This window comes from Vibrio sp. 947 (assembly GCF_033339115.1).
GTDB classification, from domain to species: domain Bacteria; phylum Pseudomonadota; class Gammaproteobacteria; order Enterobacterales; family Vibrionaceae; genus Vibrio; species Vibrio alginolyticus.
Window position 1 is genome coordinate 1 of the sequence record NZ_JAWOTX010000045.1, and the last position, 15,493, is coordinate 15,493.

The 15,493-nt window shown below is 47.3% G+C and carries 14 protein-coding genes, 1 rRNA gene and 1 riboswitch; of the genes, 9 read left to right on the top strand and 6 right to left on the bottom strand.

Annotated features, from left to right (window positions below):
* Nucleotides 1-75, bottom strand: a 16S ribosomal RNA gene (locus tag R7Q39_RS28455); the annotation flags it as partial.
* Nucleotides 76-558: 483 nt separating this feature from the next.
* Entirely contained in the window at nt 559-1,083 is a 525-nt protein-coding gene (locus tag R7Q39_RS28460; RefSeq protein ID WP_047102521.1) for a DUF3087 domain-containing protein, read from the bottom strand.
* Nucleotides 1,084-1,241: 158 nt separating this feature from the next.
* Between R7Q39_RS28460 and trmY the strand changes: the two genes are divergently transcribed.
* Entirely contained in the window at nt 1,242-1,841 is a 600-nt protein-coding gene (gene trmY / locus R7Q39_RS28465) for a tRNA (pseudouridine(54)-N(1))-methyltransferase TrmY (RefSeq protein ID WP_017634347.1), read from the top strand.
* Nucleotides 1,842-1,919: 78 nt separating this feature from the next.
* Here trmY and R7Q39_RS28470 read toward each other — a convergent pair whose 3' ends face one another.
* Both R7Q39_RS28470 and R7Q39_RS28475 read right to left on the bottom strand, forming a co-directional pair.
* Nucleotides 1,920-3,263 carry a TldD/PmbA family protein gene (locus tag R7Q39_RS28470; protein ID WP_047102520.1) on the bottom strand — a complete coding sequence of 448 codons (1,344 nt, stop codon included), beginning with the start codon at nt 3,261-3,263 and terminating at the stop codon, nt 1,920-1,922.
* Complete coding sequence (locus R7Q39_RS28475) at nt 3,263-4,648, bottom strand: TldD/PmbA family protein (RefSeq protein WP_047102519.1); 1,386 nt, start codon at nt 4,646-4,648, stop codon at nt 3,263-3,265. Before R7Q39_RS28475 ends, R7Q39_RS28470 begins: the two co-directional genes overlap by 1 nt.
* A 311-nt stretch (nt 4,649-4,959) precedes the next feature.
* Nucleotides 4,960-5,067, top strand: a riboswitch (TPP riboswitch).
* 97 nt (nt 5,068-5,164) lie between these two features.
* On the opposite strand from R7Q39_RS28475, the gene thiD reads away from it, so the two are divergent.
* The 8 genes from thiD (at nt 5,165) to R7Q39_RS28515 (ending at nt 11,697) form a co-directional block, all read left to right on the top strand.
* A complete protein-coding gene (thiD, locus tag R7Q39_RS28480; protein WP_005383329.1) occupies nt 5,165-6,022 on the top strand; it encodes a bifunctional hydroxymethylpyrimidine kinase/phosphomethylpyrimidine kinase in 858 nt (285 codons plus the stop codon).
* The gene (locus R7Q39_RS28485) at nt 6,012-6,767 is read left to right on the top strand and encodes an ABC transporter ATP-binding protein (RefSeq protein WP_213900026.1); all 756 of its coding nucleotides are present in this window, start codon (nt 6,012-6,014) and stop codon (nt 6,765-6,767) included. Before thiD ends, R7Q39_RS28485 begins: the two co-directional genes overlap by 11 nt.
* Nucleotides 6,760-7,560, top strand: coding sequence for an ABC transporter permease (locus tag R7Q39_RS28490; protein ID WP_285400401.1), 801 nt, complete (start codon nt 6,760-6,762; stop codon nt 7,558-7,560). The genes R7Q39_RS28485 and R7Q39_RS28490 overlap by 8 nt, the downstream gene beginning before the upstream one ends.
* Before the next feature lie 47 nt (nt 7,561-7,607).
* Entirely contained in the window at nt 7,608-8,558 is a 951-nt protein-coding gene (locus tag R7Q39_RS28495; protein ID WP_005374293.1) for an ABC transporter substrate-binding protein, read from the top strand.
* Between the two features lie 54 nt (nt 8,559-8,612).
* On the top strand, nt 8,613-9,281 hold the full coding sequence (tenA, locus tag R7Q39_RS28500) for a thiaminase II (protein WP_005374294.1): 669 nt from the start codon (nt 8,613-8,615) through the stop codon (nt 9,279-9,281).
* Between the two features lie 12 nt (nt 9,282-9,293).
* Nucleotides 9,294-10,085 carry a hydroxyethylthiazole kinase gene (gene thiM / locus R7Q39_RS28505; RefSeq protein ID WP_005374295.1) on the top strand — a complete coding sequence of 264 codons (792 nt, stop codon included), beginning with the start codon at nt 9,294-9,296 and terminating at the stop codon, nt 10,083-10,085.
* A 61-nt stretch (nt 10,086-10,146) separates the two neighbouring features.
* On the top strand, nt 10,147-10,761 hold the full coding sequence (thiE, locus tag R7Q39_RS28510; protein WP_017634354.1) for a thiamine phosphate synthase: 615 nt from the start codon (nt 10,147-10,149) through the stop codon (nt 10,759-10,761).
* A gap of 210 nt (nt 10,762-10,971) precedes the next feature.
* On the top strand, nt 10,972-11,697 hold the full coding sequence (locus tag R7Q39_RS28515) for a phosphatase PAP2 family protein (RefSeq protein ID WP_318077169.1): 726 nt from the start codon (nt 10,972-10,974) through the stop codon (nt 11,695-11,697).
* Nucleotides 11,698-11,767: 70 nt separating this feature from the next.
* Here R7Q39_RS28515 and R7Q39_RS28520 read toward each other — a convergent pair whose 3' ends face one another.
* Together R7Q39_RS28520 and R7Q39_RS28525 are read right to left on the bottom strand one after the other, a co-directional pair.
* Nucleotides 11,768-14,215 carry a trimethylamine-N-oxide reductase 2 gene (locus tag R7Q39_RS28520; protein WP_104976335.1) on the bottom strand — a complete coding sequence of 816 codons (2,448 nt, stop codon included), beginning with the start codon at nt 14,213-14,215 and terminating at the stop codon, nt 11,768-11,770.
* Nucleotides 14,216-14,237: 22 nt separating this feature from the next.
* Nucleotides 14,238-15,332, bottom strand: coding sequence for a NapC/NirT family cytochrome c (locus R7Q39_RS28525; protein WP_047102514.1), 1,095 nt, complete (start codon nt 15,330-15,332; stop codon nt 14,238-14,240).
* Between the last annotated feature and the right edge of the window lie 161 nt (nt 15,333-15,493).

Below are 15,493 nucleotides of genomic sequence, written 5' to 3' on the forward strand. Positions count from 1 at the left end.
TCGTTTCCGCTCGACTTGCATGTGTTAGGCCTGCCGCCAGCGTTCAATCTGAGCCATGATCAAACTCTTCAATTTAATATTTTGTTCGGCTCAATGAATACTGAACATTCCTTTCGCTAATAAATAGCAGAAGTAATGTTTGAATTGACTGTGCAGAATCTTTCGATTCAATGGTCACTTCGTATCATTGAAACCTAATTTGAAGCCTAAGCTTCTAATTGGATTATCATCAACGAGTGCCCACACAGATTGATAGGTCTATATTGTTAAAGAGCTTGCTTCATAAGCTTTGCTATCGAAGCGGAGGCGTATTCTAAGGAATTAACTTTCAGTGTCAAACACTTTTTAAAATTAATTTTAGAAGCTTTCTTTCGCCTTATTGCCAATTGCTTTTGCGTTTCCGCTTTGCCCTGACAACGGAGGCGCATTATAGGGAGATGATTTTTCTTGGCAACCCCTTTTTAGAAAAAAACTTAAAAAAAAGCATCGAGTGATTAAATCTCACTCAAACGCTTAATTTTAGCACTCAGTTGTTAACTTCAAGTAATAAATAGGCAATCAGTATGTGTCTACCCAGCTCTCTTTAAAGCTGGTGATATCAAGATCCAGTGATTGCGCCGCTTCGATTTGCTCGATAGCCTCCAATTCTTTATTTACACTGCTCATCGTCAGTGTGTTGTTGTCTAACTCAAACACTTGGCGTTGCGTGGTGTAATAGAACTTAAGCGTAGTGAGCGCTTTTACATTGTCATTGCTCGCGGCTGCTTTAATGCTTTTTAGTTTACGAAAGATTTTGTTGTGCAGTTGCTTGAGTTTCCAAACGTACAGCACTTCTTCCATGTATGGTCGAGTTTTAATTTGATTCAATAAAGAGAGGGAAGTTGCAACTGCGAGAACGACACCAATCAAATTCCAATGGAAATTGCCCGTTGATTGTTCTGGTACGACTTCAGTGTTGCCAAACAAAACAATCAGCAAGGTACTAAAGGCAAGAGAGGAGATGGCGAGCAACGCAACAAAACCGCCAATCACAAGGTTTACTTTCTTTTTATAAATGTCTTTATTTATCTGTTTGATTTCCATATACCGCTCCTAACAGGTTACCTCTATTTTAACCAGCGCACTCCGCACGACAATCGAAGCTTTGTAAGTAAGTTCACATTTGCTATTAAACTCGCATCCCTTCCCTGCTTGGGTATATACTTCCGCGCATTCACTCTTCCTATATAGAGGCTAAATTCATGCGCTCTTTTGTTTTACGAGCTCGCGCGGCGCCAACCACCAGCAAAGCACTGTTAGAAGGTGTTGGTAATGAAGCGCATACAGAGATTCTTGCTCATACCATGATGAACACTATGTTCGTTGCTCAATCACACCGTGAAGATGTGGTTGTTCACTTGGTTTTGGAAAGCACAAAAGACTTCTCACGCACCATTACTATTCGCTCCAACGACATCACCAACATTGGCGGCTTCCATGAGTCAACCTTGATTGCAGCAGTGGCTCGCGCTTTGGATGCTTCGGTTGGTATGGGTAAAGAGCAACTTCGTGAAGTCGAACCTGGTATTACCGTTCGTACAGTGAGCTTTGAACGCCTAGTGCAAGAACTGGCAGAAGATCACCAACTATATATGTTGGATAAGAAAGGCGAATTTGTTCGTGATGCAGAAATTGGTGAAAATCCATGTTTCTTGCTAACTGACCATATACCGATGCCGAAAAAGTCTTTTAACAGCTTAAAGCGCCTTGGCACAGAGAAGATCAGCTTAGGTCCTAAGATGCTTTTCGCTTCTCAGTGTGTGGTATTGATCCACAATGAGTTGGACATACGCGAATTCTAGTTATTCACGCACACGTTGCTAGACAATGAAAGAGGACTCCATTGAGTCCTCTTTTTTGTTTCTATAGGGATGCTAAGTTTACTTACCACCAATGCTCAAACGAGCAAAACGAACGTCTGGCGAGAAGAAAGTTCGGCTATCGTTAATTAACTGAGTATCACCCACTGCCTCAACTTCTTGCAGCATCTTGTAGAAGTTACCCGCTACCGTGATCCCACGAACTGGTTGAACGCGCTCTCCATCACGGCACAAGAAGCCACTCGCACCAAATGAGAAATCACCACTCACTGCATCCGCACCAGAATGGACACCTTGAAGCTCGACTAACTCTAGGTACTCTCCCGCTTTTACTTCTGATGCACTGCTGTTGCCTGTCGCAATCACTTTGTGATTCGCTGATACGTCTAAGCTCGATTTTGCACCGCGAGCGGCACTTGCCGTCGACACTGCACCCAAATAATTCGCTGTTTGGCTATTGTGCAATAGCGTATTCAGTTGGCCATTGGCGATCAACACATTATCTTGAGTAGCGAAGCCTTCACTATCAAAACTCGCGATTGCCATACCATTTGGCATGTAAGCCGTATCAGTAAAGGTAATTAAATCACTCGCAACACGTTGACCAAGCTTGTCACCCAGTGGCGTAATGCCTTTCATCGCGCTTACGCCAGAGAAAGCACTGCCGAAAGCACCGAATAAACTTGCTAGCGCATTAATGTGGAAAATAGCAGGGTAGTTACCTGTCGCAACCGGAGCACCTTCCAGAAGATCACGAGCAAGGTTGTAGCCACCTTCGATACAGTAAGCTGGATTCAACTCATCAAAACGGCGACCAAGTGACATTCTACCCGCCATTGACTGTTTGCCGTCTTTTTCAAACAAGGTATACGCGTAACAAGTGAACGAGCGCTCGAAGTGTTGACACAATGTGCCTTGAGTATTGGCAATGATCAGTTGTGTTTCGCCATCGCTGTAACCATTGTAAGGTGCGCTAGAAGCGTGAGGCAGAGCCACTACGCCTTGCTCAAGTGCGAGAGACAGTTCAATTTTTTCATCAACCGAAGTTGTGTCTTCTTGAGCAATCTCAGCCACGTCAGTCGTGATTTGGCTGTTCACACAACTAATGGTCTGATGTTCATCTTGCTTGGAAAAGCGAGCACTTTGCAGTGCATTAGTTAGCATTAAATCCAAGCTAGGTTGCTCTAACGACTCAGAGTAGCTTGTCGCAACGCGCGCATCTTTCACAACACGAACACCCAGAACTTGGCTTGAGCTTACTTTGTACTCATCCAGCTTTCCTTGGTTCGCTTTCAGAGAAAAGCTGCTGTTGCGGTTTACAATGACGTCCGCTTCTGCACCTTGGCGTTTTGCTTCTGATAGGACGTAATCAACCGCATTAAGAAGTTGTTGTTCTTGGCTCATTAGTTACCGCCTCCTACCAGAATATTATCGACTTTCAGCGTTGGCTGACCGACTGTTGTTGGCACTGAGCCACTCACGGAACCACACATGCCCGGCGCAAGCGCCATGTCCTTACCAACCATGCTGATTTCTTTCAACACTTTTGGACCTGTGCTGATCAGCGTTGCTGTTTTCAGAGGCTTGGTGATTTTGCCATTTTCAATGAGATAAGCTTCACGAACAGCAAAGTTAAACTCACCCGTGCCCGGTTGAACCGAGCCGCCGCCCATCTTCTTCGCATAGATGCCACGTTCGATGCCTGCCAGCATATCATCAAGTGAATGCTCGCCTTCTTCGATAAAGGTGTTACGCATACGCGAGGTTGGTGCGAACTTGTAGTTTTGACGACGACCAGAACCCGTTGGCTCGTAACCTGTCTTCATGCCACCCATTTTATCGACCATGAAGCTGGTTAGCTTACCGTCTTTGATCAATTGAGTGCGCTGAGTCTTCATACCTTCGTCATCAACATGAATCGAGCCCCATTCGTTGGTCATGGTGCCATCATCGACCGCATTCACTGCGGTGTGAGCAACCATTTCGCCCATCTTGTCGTGGAATACTGAAGCTTTCTTCGCAACTGAAGTGGTTTCTAGCAAGTGACCACATGCTTCATGGAAGATAACGCCGCCAAAGCCGTTACCAATCACCACCGGCATTTCACCCGATGGACAAGCATCTGCGCCAAGTTTTACTAACGCTTGCTGCGCGATAGTTTGACCTAGCTCTTTGGCATCAAGCTGTTCACTGAATTCCCAACCAGCAAGAGCGCCAGGACCTTCCATACCAGAAGACTGCTCATTACCTTTTTGCGCGACAGTGTTACCAGCAACACGAATGTAGTGGCGAGTATCGTCAACGTGTAGACCTTCTGAGTTGAAGATAGACACTTGTTGTTCACGCTGAAGCACGCTGCCAATAAACTGGCTGATATGCTCACTCTCAGCACGTGCGGCTTGGTCAACTTTCAATAGAAACGCGATTTTTGAATCTAGGTTAGCATCCTTACTTAGCGGCATGCGGCAACCATGTTGGATTGGGTAGCGGTTCAAATTCAAAGAACCCGCTGACGCGATTTGCTCACGCTTGTCTTTTGCAGCAAGCAGCGAGGTTACGCGCTTTAGTTCGGCTTCATCTGTGCTGTTGGTGTAACCGTAAAGCACCTTATGACCGAAAAAAAGACGAATACCGATACCAAAATCGATACCCGAGTTAACCTTATCCACTTCACCAGATGCGAGCTGGACAGTGTTGGTTTGGTGATGTTCAACGAATAGTTCAGCGAAATCAGCCCCCAAAAAGAGCGCATGATCGATCACTGACTTCGCTGTTACAGAATTAAGCATGAAGTCTCCTTGCTCGATGATCGTCTTAGCCATCCTAATTAACTGTGAAAAAGTTCAACAAAGTTAAATTGGCAACACGTTAAATTTTAACAGTTTTTTAACCTTGTTTTATGCTAATCCTTGCTTAACGAGACCACGATTATTTATTAAATATTCCAGGTTCTGCTCATTCACCAGAGCGTTGCACTAGTAAATTCCACCCAGCAAACCATTTAGGTGCTTACTTTATCACTCACCTCGCATAATTGAATACTCATTATAATTACGCTCAAAAAACGTATCCCTTCCGCAATGGTCCTGCTATCATCCGAACGAAATAGTCGGGGGGCCACACGACAAGTGTTGGCTGAGATCGAAATTCGAGACCCGTTGAACCTGATTCAGTTAGCACTGACGTAGGGAACTATGCACACTTTGCCTTTCGTCGCCCCTCTTAGGTAAGCGATAGCGATCGAAAAATCGATCTATCTGCAACGGTCAAAGTCAGTTCCTATACGTCTTGTAGTAGGAGCGACCATGACGCAGCAATCACAACCTCATTCACATCACACGCCAGCCTTGCCTACCCCTATCGTATTGACCATCGCGGGCTCAGACAGTGGTGGCGGTGCAGGTATTCAAGCCGACATCAAAGCAATGTCCGCAACCGGTAGTTTTGCTTGCTCGGTAATCACGGCGATTACTTCGCAAAATACCCAAGGCGTTTCTGCGATTTTTCCCATTCCTCTCGACCATGTAGAGAGCCAACTCGATGCGGTATTTACCGACCTCAACATCGTTGCAGTCAAAGTGGGCATGCTGGCAGATTCCAACATCATCAAAGTCGTTGCAGACAAAATTAAACAATACCAGCCAAAACACCTCGTGATTGACCCTGTAATGGTGGCCACCAGCGGCGATCTATTACTGGAACAGTCGGCAATCAGTACTTTAAAAGAAGAATTGATTCCGCTCGCAGACATCATTACCCCTAACCTACCCGAAGGCGCAGCATTGACGGGTAAGCCAATGCCTCAGTCAGAATCTGAAATGAACGATATGATTACCGACCTTCGCGCGCTTGGCGCCAAAGCTATTCTGCTCAAAGGCGGTCACCTTGAAGAAAATGAAAACAGCAACGATCTGCTTATCATGCAAGACAGTGCCGAGTTAATTAGCGCCAAGCGATTTCCAACCAAAAACACCCATGGCACAGGCTGTACACTTTCTTCCGCCATTGCGTCTTATCTTGGCCAAGGCAACAACCTACACAAAGCGGTGCACCTGGGTAAGCAGTACATCAGCCAAGCTATCGCACACGCTGATGAATTGGATGTAGGTAAAGGCCATGGCCCTGTGAACCACTTTTTTGCGGGTCATACTTATGTTCGCTAACGCGATTGGCATTCAGCTTTCCGATGCTAGCCTGCGATACAAAGATAGCCAAACACCGACTTTAGCAGGAATGAACATGACCATTCCCGTCGGTAAATGGACGGTATTACTCGGACGAAGTGGCTGCGGGAAAACCACAATATTGCGTTACTTAGCTGGCCTACTGGATGACCAAGTTGACTGGCATGGCGAACTCATCACAACCGATGGCGCTGCACTGCATGACCGTATCGCTTACATGGCTCAACAGGATTTATTGCTACCGTGGTTGAATGTGTTAGACAACGTCTGCCTCAGTTCTCGATTTTCTCAAGAGCAAGCACCAGAGCAAAATAGACAACGTGCACTGACTTTACTAAGCCAAGTGGGACTCGCCGATTACGCGGATGCTAAGCCAACTCAGCTCTCTGGCGGCATGAGACAACGTGTTGCCCTTGCTCGTACTCTGATGCAAGACAAGCCTCTGGTTCTGATGGATGAGCCCTTCTCTGCGCTGGACGCGGTTACTCGCCATAAGTTGCAAACCTTGTCTGCCGAATTATTGAAAAATAAGACGGTTGTTCTGATTACCCACGATCCACAAGAAGCGGTGCGATTAGCGCACCAACTCTATGTGTTGCAAGGCACACCTGCGCAAGCTCAGCACTTGGTCGTTCCAGACTCCAAGCCGCCACGAGTTCTCGATGGAGAGTGCGCCGCGCTTCAACAAGCGATTTTGGATCAATTGGAGAAAGACTATGAGTGATATGACTCAGTACAACTCCGTTTCGGCACGTATTAGTAAAAAAGAACGCGTGACCCATCCGGCTCTGCGCTTAGTTATCAGCACAGCGGTGATCTTGGGATTGTGGCAGTTGGTCGTGGTGATATTCGACATGCCAAACTTCATCTTACCTTCACCAATTGAAGTGCTGGATAGATTGGTCACTCGTTACGATGTCCTGCTCAAACATACTTGGGTTACCGCGCAAGAGATCTTATTTGGCTTGGCGCTTGGATTATCGATGGGTTTGCTGTTCGCATTGCAAATGCTGATGTTCGAGCCGCTGAAGCGTTGGTTATTGCCTATTCTGATTGCTAGCCAAGCGATCCCTGTGTTCGCCATCGCGCCAGTGCTCATGCTTTGGCTGGGTTACGGCATTGCATCAAAAGTAGTCATGGCGGCGATCATCATCTTTTTCCCCGTCACGACATGTTGCTATGACGGCTTGCGCAATACGCCAACAGGTTACCTCGACCTTGCCAAGACCATGGGCGCGTTTAAATGGCAGCTACTTCGTCATATTCAATTTCCAGCCGCACTACCAACTTTAGCCTCAGGTATTCGTGTTGCCGTCGTTATTGCGCCAATTGGAGCAGTGGTCGGTGAGTGGGTAGGTTCAAGCGAAGGCTTGGGTTATCTGATGCTCCAAGCCAACGCTCGCATGATCATTGACGAGATGTTTGCGGCGCTGTTTATCCTCGCCGTACTGTCTATCTCACTCTACTTCATCACCGATAAGTTATTGAAAAAAGCCATCCCTTGGGAAAGCAAATAATTACAGAAAATAACCAAAGAAAATTGGGAAAGAAAAGGAAGAACCCCGTGAATAAAAACAAACTTATGAGCGCTGCTGCTCTACTCGCTTCAGTGGTATCAACCAACGTTCTTGCCGCTGAAAAAGAGATGACACTGATGTTGGATTGGTTCGTCAATCCAAACCATGGTCCTATCGTGATTGCCAAAGAGCGTGGTTACTTCAAAGAGCAAGGTTTGAAGGTCAACATTCAGGAGCCGGCAGATCCAAGCACGCCACCTAAGTTGGTCGCGGCGGGTAAAGTCGACATGGCGATTTCTTACCAACCAAGCCTAACCATCGATGTCGCGGCTGGTTTGCCACTAATCCGCTCTGCGACTTTGATTGCTACGCCACTCAACACGTTGATGGTGTTGGACAACGGTAAGAATGAAAACCTTGGCGACTTAAAAGGCAAGAAGATCGGTATTGCGATCGCAGGCAACGAAGAAGCGACAATCGGCACCATGCTAGCGCAAGAAAACGTGAAGTTTTCTGACGTACAAATCATCAACGTAGGTTGGGCGCTGTCTTCGTCTCTTGCGTCTGGCAAGGTGGATGCGATTTGGGGCGGTCTACGTAACTTCGAAACCAACCAACTGGCACTAGAAGGTTATAAAGCTAAGGCCTTCTTCCCTGAAGAACACGGCGTGCCAGCGTATGACGAGTTAGTCTTCGTAGCCAATGCAAAAAACTACGACAAAGAAGCCATCAAGGCATTCAACAAAGCACTAGAGCAAGCGACCACTTACATCGTTAACCATCCAAAAGAGTCGTGGAAAGAGTTCGTGGCTTATTCACCAGACACGCTCAACAACGAGCTTAACCAACGCGCTTGGAACGACACGCTAACTCGTTTCGCTCTTCGTCCATCCGCAGTAGATCTGAAACGCTACGATGATTATGCGCAGTTCATGTATTCACAAAACATCATCGAAACACTGCCAAAAGCGAAAGATTACGTACCGAGCTTTGACTAATTCTACTGACCTTAGGATCTAAGCCTAGGGTCTTTTGATAACGAGATACTCATAATGAAATACCAAGATTTGATCGACGCTTGCCGCCAAGATTGGCAAGAATACACTGAGCATGCTTTCGTGCAGCAATTGGCGCAAGGCACTCTGGCTCAGCCTTGTTTTCTGCATTACCTAAAGCAGGATTTTCTTTTCCTAAAGCAGTACGCACGAGCTTACGCATTAGCGATCTACAAAGCACGTACTTTGGATGACATGCGCCGTGCCCTACCAAGCGTACACGCATTGCTCGATTCTGAAATCGCCCACCACGTGACTTACTGTGAGCAATGGGGACTGACAGAATCCGACTTAGAAAACGAGCCAGAAGATTTCGGCACTGTGGCTTACACCCGTTACGTATTAGATGCTGGCATGACGGGCGATCTTGTTGATCTATACGCGGCACTAGCGCCATGCTCCATCGGTTATGCCGTAATCGGTAAGGTGCTGATTGAAGATGAAAAGACCGTAATCGAAGGCAACCCATATGCAAGTTGGATCAACCTCTACGGTGGTGAGGAATTCCAATCTGGTGTCGCAAAAGGGGCAGAACACTTTAATCAGTTGCTAGCAGAAATTGATATCAACAGCCAGCGCGGTCAAAACCTGATTCAGGTATTCAAAACCGCAACGCGTATGGAAGTAGCATTCTGGCAACAAGGTCTGAACGCTCAGCAAGATTAATCGGAGAGTCTCATGTTAATTGAACAAATCACCCAAGCATTAACCGCAGTACGCCAGCAAAAGCCGTTAGTCGTCAACATCACTAACTACGTGGTGATGAATAACACAGCAAACGCACTATTAGCGATCGGCGCTTCTCCAATCATGGCGCACTCCAAACAAGAGATGGCAGAGATGATGTCGTTCGCTGGCGCACTGGTTATCAACATCGGTACCCTAGACAGCGTTTGGACACCGCGCATGAGCTATGCCGTAGAGCAAGCCAATGCCAACGGTAAAATCGTTGTACTCGACCCTGTCGGTTGCGGAGCAAGCTCACTACGTACCGAGACATCACGTGAGATCGCACGCCTTGCCGACAAGTTGATCATTCGTGGTAACGCCTCAGAAATCATCGGTCTCGCTGGCGAACAAGCACAAAGCAAAGGCGTCGATGCGTTAGACAGCAGCGACGCAGCACTTGGCGCAGCGAACTTCTTAGTTTCAGAGTATGGTGCAAGTGTGGTGATTTCTGGCGAGACTGATTACATCATCACGAAAGAGCAAACTGTGCAGCTAAACAACGGTCACGAGATGATGCCATACGTAACCGGAATGGGCTGCACACTAACGGCACTGACGGGTGCTTTCGCTGCGGTTGGTGATCACTCCGGACTTGCTGCCGCGGCGGTACTGGGCGTTGTGGGTGAAATTGCGGCTGAGCAAGCGCGAGGGCCAGGCAGTCTGCAAATGAACCTGTTGGATGAGCTTTACCAACTGGATGAAGAAACACTGGCAAAACGCCTAAAACTCCAAGTGAGTTAAGCTTTCTCTAACAAATACCGGCCTCTCACTCCCTGTAGATGAGAGGCCCAAAGGAAACAAAATGAACGCCTATCGTTTATATCTGGTCACCGATGACCAACAAGATTTAGCCACACTAAAGCGTGTTGTGAGAAAAGCCGTGGAAGGTGGCGTGACCATGGTACAAGTCCGCGAAAAACACGGCGATGTGCGTGCGTTTATCGAACGTGCTCAAGCCGTGAAAGACATCCTTAAAGATACCAATGTGCCTTTGATCATCAATGACCGCGTTGATGTTGCACTGGCAGTTGATGCCGATGGGGTTCACCTCGGGCAATCAGACATGCCCGCAACTATCGCTCGTGAGTTGATTGGACCAAACAAAATCCTCGGCTTATCCATCGAAAATGAAGAGCAGCTTGCAGAAGCGGACTCTCTTCCGATTGATTACATCGGCTTGAGCGCAATCTTCGCGACGCCGACCAAAACCAACACCAAGAAGTTCTGGGGTATTGATGGCTTGAAGATGGCGTTAGAGACGACTTCACTGCCGATTGTTGCCATTGGCGGCATTAACGAAAGTAACATTCCGCAACTCAGCGCCACTGGTGTTCATGGCTTAGCTTTGGTTTCAGCGATTTTCCACGCAGAAGATCCAAAAGCCGCATCGGAATATTTATTAGGGTTGATGAGCTAACCTTGCTCACGCCTGAACAAAGCGCTTATGGATGAGCGCGTTTGCCTTTCAGTACTTTCAACAACCTCTCCTTTCACAACGAAGAGCTGCAATGTCACTTTCACGCTCGAATTGACAGAGCGTTGATAAGTTTTTCACGCCAGATAACGTAAGATAAGCCCCTTATTTTCACGTGGTTGAATAACCCTCAATAAAAACAAAACGCTCTCAATGAAAACCAAAAAATATGGATTGATGATGCTCGCCTTGTTTGTTCTTGGCATCATCCCAATGTCGCTGTTTGGCTCTTATCACAATCTCACTTCACAGGTGCCGGAAAGTCTGGGTATTGCTCTTACTTTGCTCACAGATTCTGCTGGTAGCAAAGGCTTTTTAATTACGTTAACACTGCTACTGCTTTCTTTATTTCGCTTTAAACCAAGTCGCATTGAGTGGATACAAAAACTCTCAATGTTAGGGTTGTTACTGGTGATTGGTTTTGCCAGCAAAACGGGGCTAAAACTGATGACAGAAAGCCCGCGTCCCTACACGGAATTGCTCGCAGCAGAACAATTGATTGAGCACCCAGACGCGTTTTATCAGTTGGATACAAAGCAGCAAGCCAACGTAATTAACCAGATTTCTGAACACGTCAGTGATTGGCGAACGCGCCATTGGCAAGGCGAGAAAGACTATTCTTTCCCATCCGGCCATACGATTTTCGTTTCGATTTGTTTGGCTTTCTTTGGCGGGTTGTTCTTACAGAACAAGTGCTATATCTCTGCACTGTCATTATGGATGTGGGGAATGAGCGTCGCATATAGCCGCTTATGGCTGGGGATGCATCGCCCTGAAGATTTAATAGGCTCAGTCTTGTTTGTCGCGATTGTATTTACTTTACTCCCGACATTTCAAATTAAGAAACAGATGCCATTTGTTTCTCTCGCTTCGCGCTAATGTGAACGATGACTAGATAAAAAAGAAGCCAACGATTCGCTGGCTTCTTGCTTTAAAACGCTACTTTTTTCTAACCATTTCTTGGTGGTTCAAACGCTGTTAGTTCTAATTCTGGGCCAGTGTATTTTTCAATACGAACCAGCGCCGAGTTCGCCGCACAGCCGTTTGCAAGTCGAGAGGTCGGAATATCCAACGTTAACACGTTACAACCGCCGTTCTTACAAATGCCGGTTTTCGGATCCAGATCCGGCCAGCCGCCTTCATGAATACACACTGAACCTTGCTTGATTCGGTCAGTCACTTCTGCACCAACCAATACTTGGCCACGGTTGTTAAACGCACGAACTAAATCGCCCGTTTTAATACCACGCGCTTTCGCATCTTCAGGGTGAATCCAAATAGGTTCACGGTTTGCAATTGCGTACTCTTCGCGAATCTTCGCGTAGTTAAACTGGCTGTGTAGACGATGCGCTGCGTGCGCGGTCATTAGCTGCAACTCGCCGTCTTTTGCATTGCCAGTGTACTCGGTTGGTGCCATCCACGTTGGGTGTGGAGGACAGTCTTCCAACTGATAACCTTCAATGGTTTTCGAGAAGATTTCGATCTTACCACTTGGTGTACCGAGTGGATTCATGATCGGGTCTTCACGGAAATCTGCGTAACGAACAAACTGTGCGTTCTTCTCGTTCCACTTCATCTCGATCAGTTGGTTATCTTCCCAGAACTTGCTGAAGTTCGGCATTGCTACGCGAGAGCCACGGCCACCTTGTTGCGCCGCCTTGTAGAAGCCGTACAGCCATTCCATTTCGGTTTTACCTTCAGTGTATACGTCACGGCCACCCGGAGCTAGCATCTCTGCCATGTCCGCGAATACATCGAAGTCATTACGCGCTTCACCTTGCGGCTCAACCACTTGCTTCATTGGCACCAAGTGTTGGTTACTGTAGTCACCCGTCATCGTTAAGTCGTTACGCTCGAACGATGTGGTGATTGGCAGAACAATGTCCGCGTGCTTCGCAGCCGCCGTCCAGTAAGGCTCTGAAATCACGATCAGCTCAGGCTTTTGCCACGCTTTGATCAGACGGTTGGTGTCTTGGTGGTGAGTAAAGTTCGCACCACCTGCCCACCAAATCATCTTGATGTCCGGGAACGTCAGTTCATGACCGTTATGATGGTAGGATTGACCTGGGTTTTCCAACGCCTCGACAATACGCGCCACAGGGAAGCTTTGCACCGCGCCAGACACCGCCCAGTCGTTCCCCGCAGAAGAGCCGCCACCCAGCGATGCCGAAATCGCAGGAAGTACGCCAGCATCACGAGCAGGGTTACCACCGTTTGAGTAGTGGTAAGAGAAACCAAAACCACCGCCCGGTAAACCGATTTGACCCAACATTGTTGCCAGTGTAACCAGCATCCAGTGACGCTGCTCACCGTATTGTTGGCGCTGCATGCCCCAACCAGCCATCAGCATGGTGCGGTTTTTACTGAAGATGTCAGCCAGTAGCTCAAGTTGCTTCGCAGGTACGCCACAGATTTGTGATGCCCATTCTGCTGATTTTTCTACGCCGTCTTCTTCGCCCATCAGGTACGCTTCAAACTTGTCGTAACCTGCGGTGTATTTATCGAGGAAGGCTTTATCGTGCTTACCTTGTTTCACTAAGGTGTGTGCGATACCCATCATCATTGCCACGTCGGTCATTGGGTGAGGAGCAATCCACTCCGCATTCTCGCCAAAGAACTCGATGGTTTCAGAACGAATTGGGTCAATCGCAATGATCGTCTTGCCTGATTTTTTCAATTGATGGAAGAATTCAAGACCAGCACAGTCTGTTGAGCTCCACGCGATTTTTAGGGTGTTGATTGGGTTTAAGCCCCAAAGCACAACCACATCACTGTGCTCTAGTACCACTGGGTACGTGGTTTGTTGCTCGTACACTTCGATAGAGCCCACAACGTGCGGCATGATGATCTGCGCAGCACCCGTTGAGTAGTCACCCAAGTGGCCTGAATAACCGCCCGCCATGCTCATGTAACGTTGCAGCAAGGTTTGTGCTTTGTGCAGCACGCCACTTGAACGCCAGCCGTAAGAACCAGCAAACACAGAAGCCGGGCCATATTCTTTGCGAATTCGCATGTGCTGTTCGTGGATCAGCTTGTAAGCCTCATCCCAAGACACACGCACAAACTCATCACTACCGCGCACACCTTCTGGCGACGATGGGTTTGCCAAGTAACCTTTGCGAACCATTGGGTACTTAACACGCGCTTTAGTGTGCACTTGGTCAGGACCGGTGCTTTGTAGGCTGTTTGGTACCGTTTGTGGCAATGCGTTCGTGGTTGAAACCAGCTTACCGTCCTGCACTTCACACAGCATTGGGCCCATGCGGCCCGCCGTTAGAATGCCTTTGCCGCGAGCATTAGAAGAAGCAACAGACATAGGTGCAAATGAAGTGAATGCCATTGCACCAGCCGCCATACCAGTGCCTTTTAGAAATCCGCGACGGGTCATATTAGTCATAATCTTATCCTTCTATTTATCGTTAGTGACCAACCACATCTTTCGCGTGGTGCTGGAAGAACTTGGTTAGAATTTCTAGGTTCTCGGCTGAAATATCAGTTCGATCACCCATACTTTTCGCTACCGGTCCCCATGCATTCACTGTGAAGTGATTTGAAGGAATTTTCGCGTGACAAGTTGCACAGTAAACGTTGTCCAACTCTTCTGCGTATGACCATACTGGTTCAAGCGTGTCAACAACTGGAGAATCAATAGCACCTGTTAGAGAAACCGCGCGCCATTCGTTGCCGTAAACATCTGCCTCAAATTCACCAGTTTCAAGCGCTTGTTGGCCTTGCTCGGTTAGCGTTGCTACGATGGCACGTTGACCTTCTCCCATGTAAAGCACTTGCTCTGCGCCTTTCATTTGGAATGCGTTCAACTTAACAGTGCGGTTGTCGCCTTCAGAGCTGATTACTTCCAACTTCGTCGTTGGGTTAATTTTACCCATCTCACCCATTGCGATTTCAGTCACAGGGTAAACAACCTTGGCATTAGGTGATGTTTTTGTGGTGAAGCTCATCAACGTTTCAAATGCCTTGCTGTCTAGCTCTGCTTCTGGTGCAAAGTGCGCCACACCTTTGTGACAATCGATACACGTTTGATCGTTCGCTTTTGCGTACTCGTGCATCTTCGCCGCATCACGTGATTGCTCAAACTCTTCCATTGCATCGAAATCATGACACGAACGACACGTCGCTGAATCATTTTCACGGAACTGAGCCCATACCGTTTCAGCCATATCTTTACGATGTGCTTCATATTTCTCTGGCGTGTCGATCTTACCTGTCACAAATTCATGGTAGATGTCTTTCGACGCGCGAATTTTGGTGATCAGGTAATCCATTGGTTCTTGAGGAATATGACAGTCAGAACATTCCGCGCGAATGCCTTTCGCATTACTGAAGTGCACTGAGCCTTGGTACTCTTTGTAAGGGGTTTCCATAGAGTGGCACGAGAGACAAAATTCAGTATCTGAGGTGTAATGCATTACTGCCGCACTCCCCCCCAAAGTTAACCAGCCCACACCAATGCCGGCAGCAACCAGCAGTGCAACATATCGTTTTTTTATTGACATAATTAGCAACACTTCCAAATAAAATGTAATTATAGGTCGCAAATTACTACTTTATGGGTAGTCCTCTCTTGATCCACATCATTTCCGTGTTGCTCTGTATTCCTCAAGTATGAAATTTTGTTATTTACATCTCAAAGATGAATATATGGCAATAATCCATT

Bases quoted from the DNA above. Each gene is read 5' to 3' on its own strand.
- R7Q39_RS28460 (WP_047102521.1), bottom strand. From the start codon at position 1,083: ATGGAAATCAAACAGATAAATAAAGACATTTATAAAAAGAAAGTAAAC.
- trmY (WP_017634347.1), top strand. From the start codon at position 1,242: ATGCGCTCTTTTGTTTTACGAGCTCGCGCGGCGCCAACCACCAGCAAA.
- R7Q39_RS28470 (WP_047102520.1), bottom strand. From the start codon at position 3,263: ATGAGCCAAGAACAACAACTTCTTAATGCGGTTGATTACGTCCTATCA.
- R7Q39_RS28475 (WP_047102519.1), bottom strand. From the start codon at position 4,648: ATGCTTAATTCTGTAACAGCGAAGTCAGTGATCGATCATGCGCTCTTT.
- thiD (WP_005383329.1), top strand. From the start codon at position 5,165: ATGACGCAGCAATCACAACCTCATTCACATCACACGCCAGCCTTGCCT.
- R7Q39_RS28485 (WP_213900026.1), top strand. From the start codon at position 6,012: ATGTTCGCTAACGCGATTGGCATTCAGCTTTCCGATGCTAGCCTGCGA.
- R7Q39_RS28490 (WP_285400401.1), top strand. From the start codon at position 6,760: ATGAGTGATATGACTCAGTACAACTCCGTTTCGGCACGTATTAGTAAA.
- tenA (WP_005374294.1), top strand. From the start codon at position 8,613: ATGAAATACCAAGATTTGATCGACGCTTGCCGCCAAGATTGGCAAGAA.
- thiM (WP_005374295.1), top strand. From the start codon at position 9,294: ATGTTAATTGAACAAATCACCCAAGCATTAACCGCAGTACGCCAGCAA.
- thiE (WP_017634354.1), top strand. From the start codon at position 10,147: ATGAACGCCTATCGTTTATATCTGGTCACCGATGACCAACAAGATTTA.
- R7Q39_RS28515 (WP_318077169.1), top strand. From the start codon at position 10,972: ATGAAAACCAAAAAATATGGATTGATGATGCTCGCCTTGTTTGTTCTT.
- R7Q39_RS28520 (WP_104976335.1), bottom strand. From the start codon at position 14,215: ATGACTAATATGACCCGTCGCGGATTTCTAAAAGGCACTGGTATGGCG.
- R7Q39_RS28525 (WP_047102514.1), bottom strand. From the start codon at position 15,332: ATGTCAATAAAAAAACGATATGTTGCACTGCTGGTTGCTGCCGGCATT.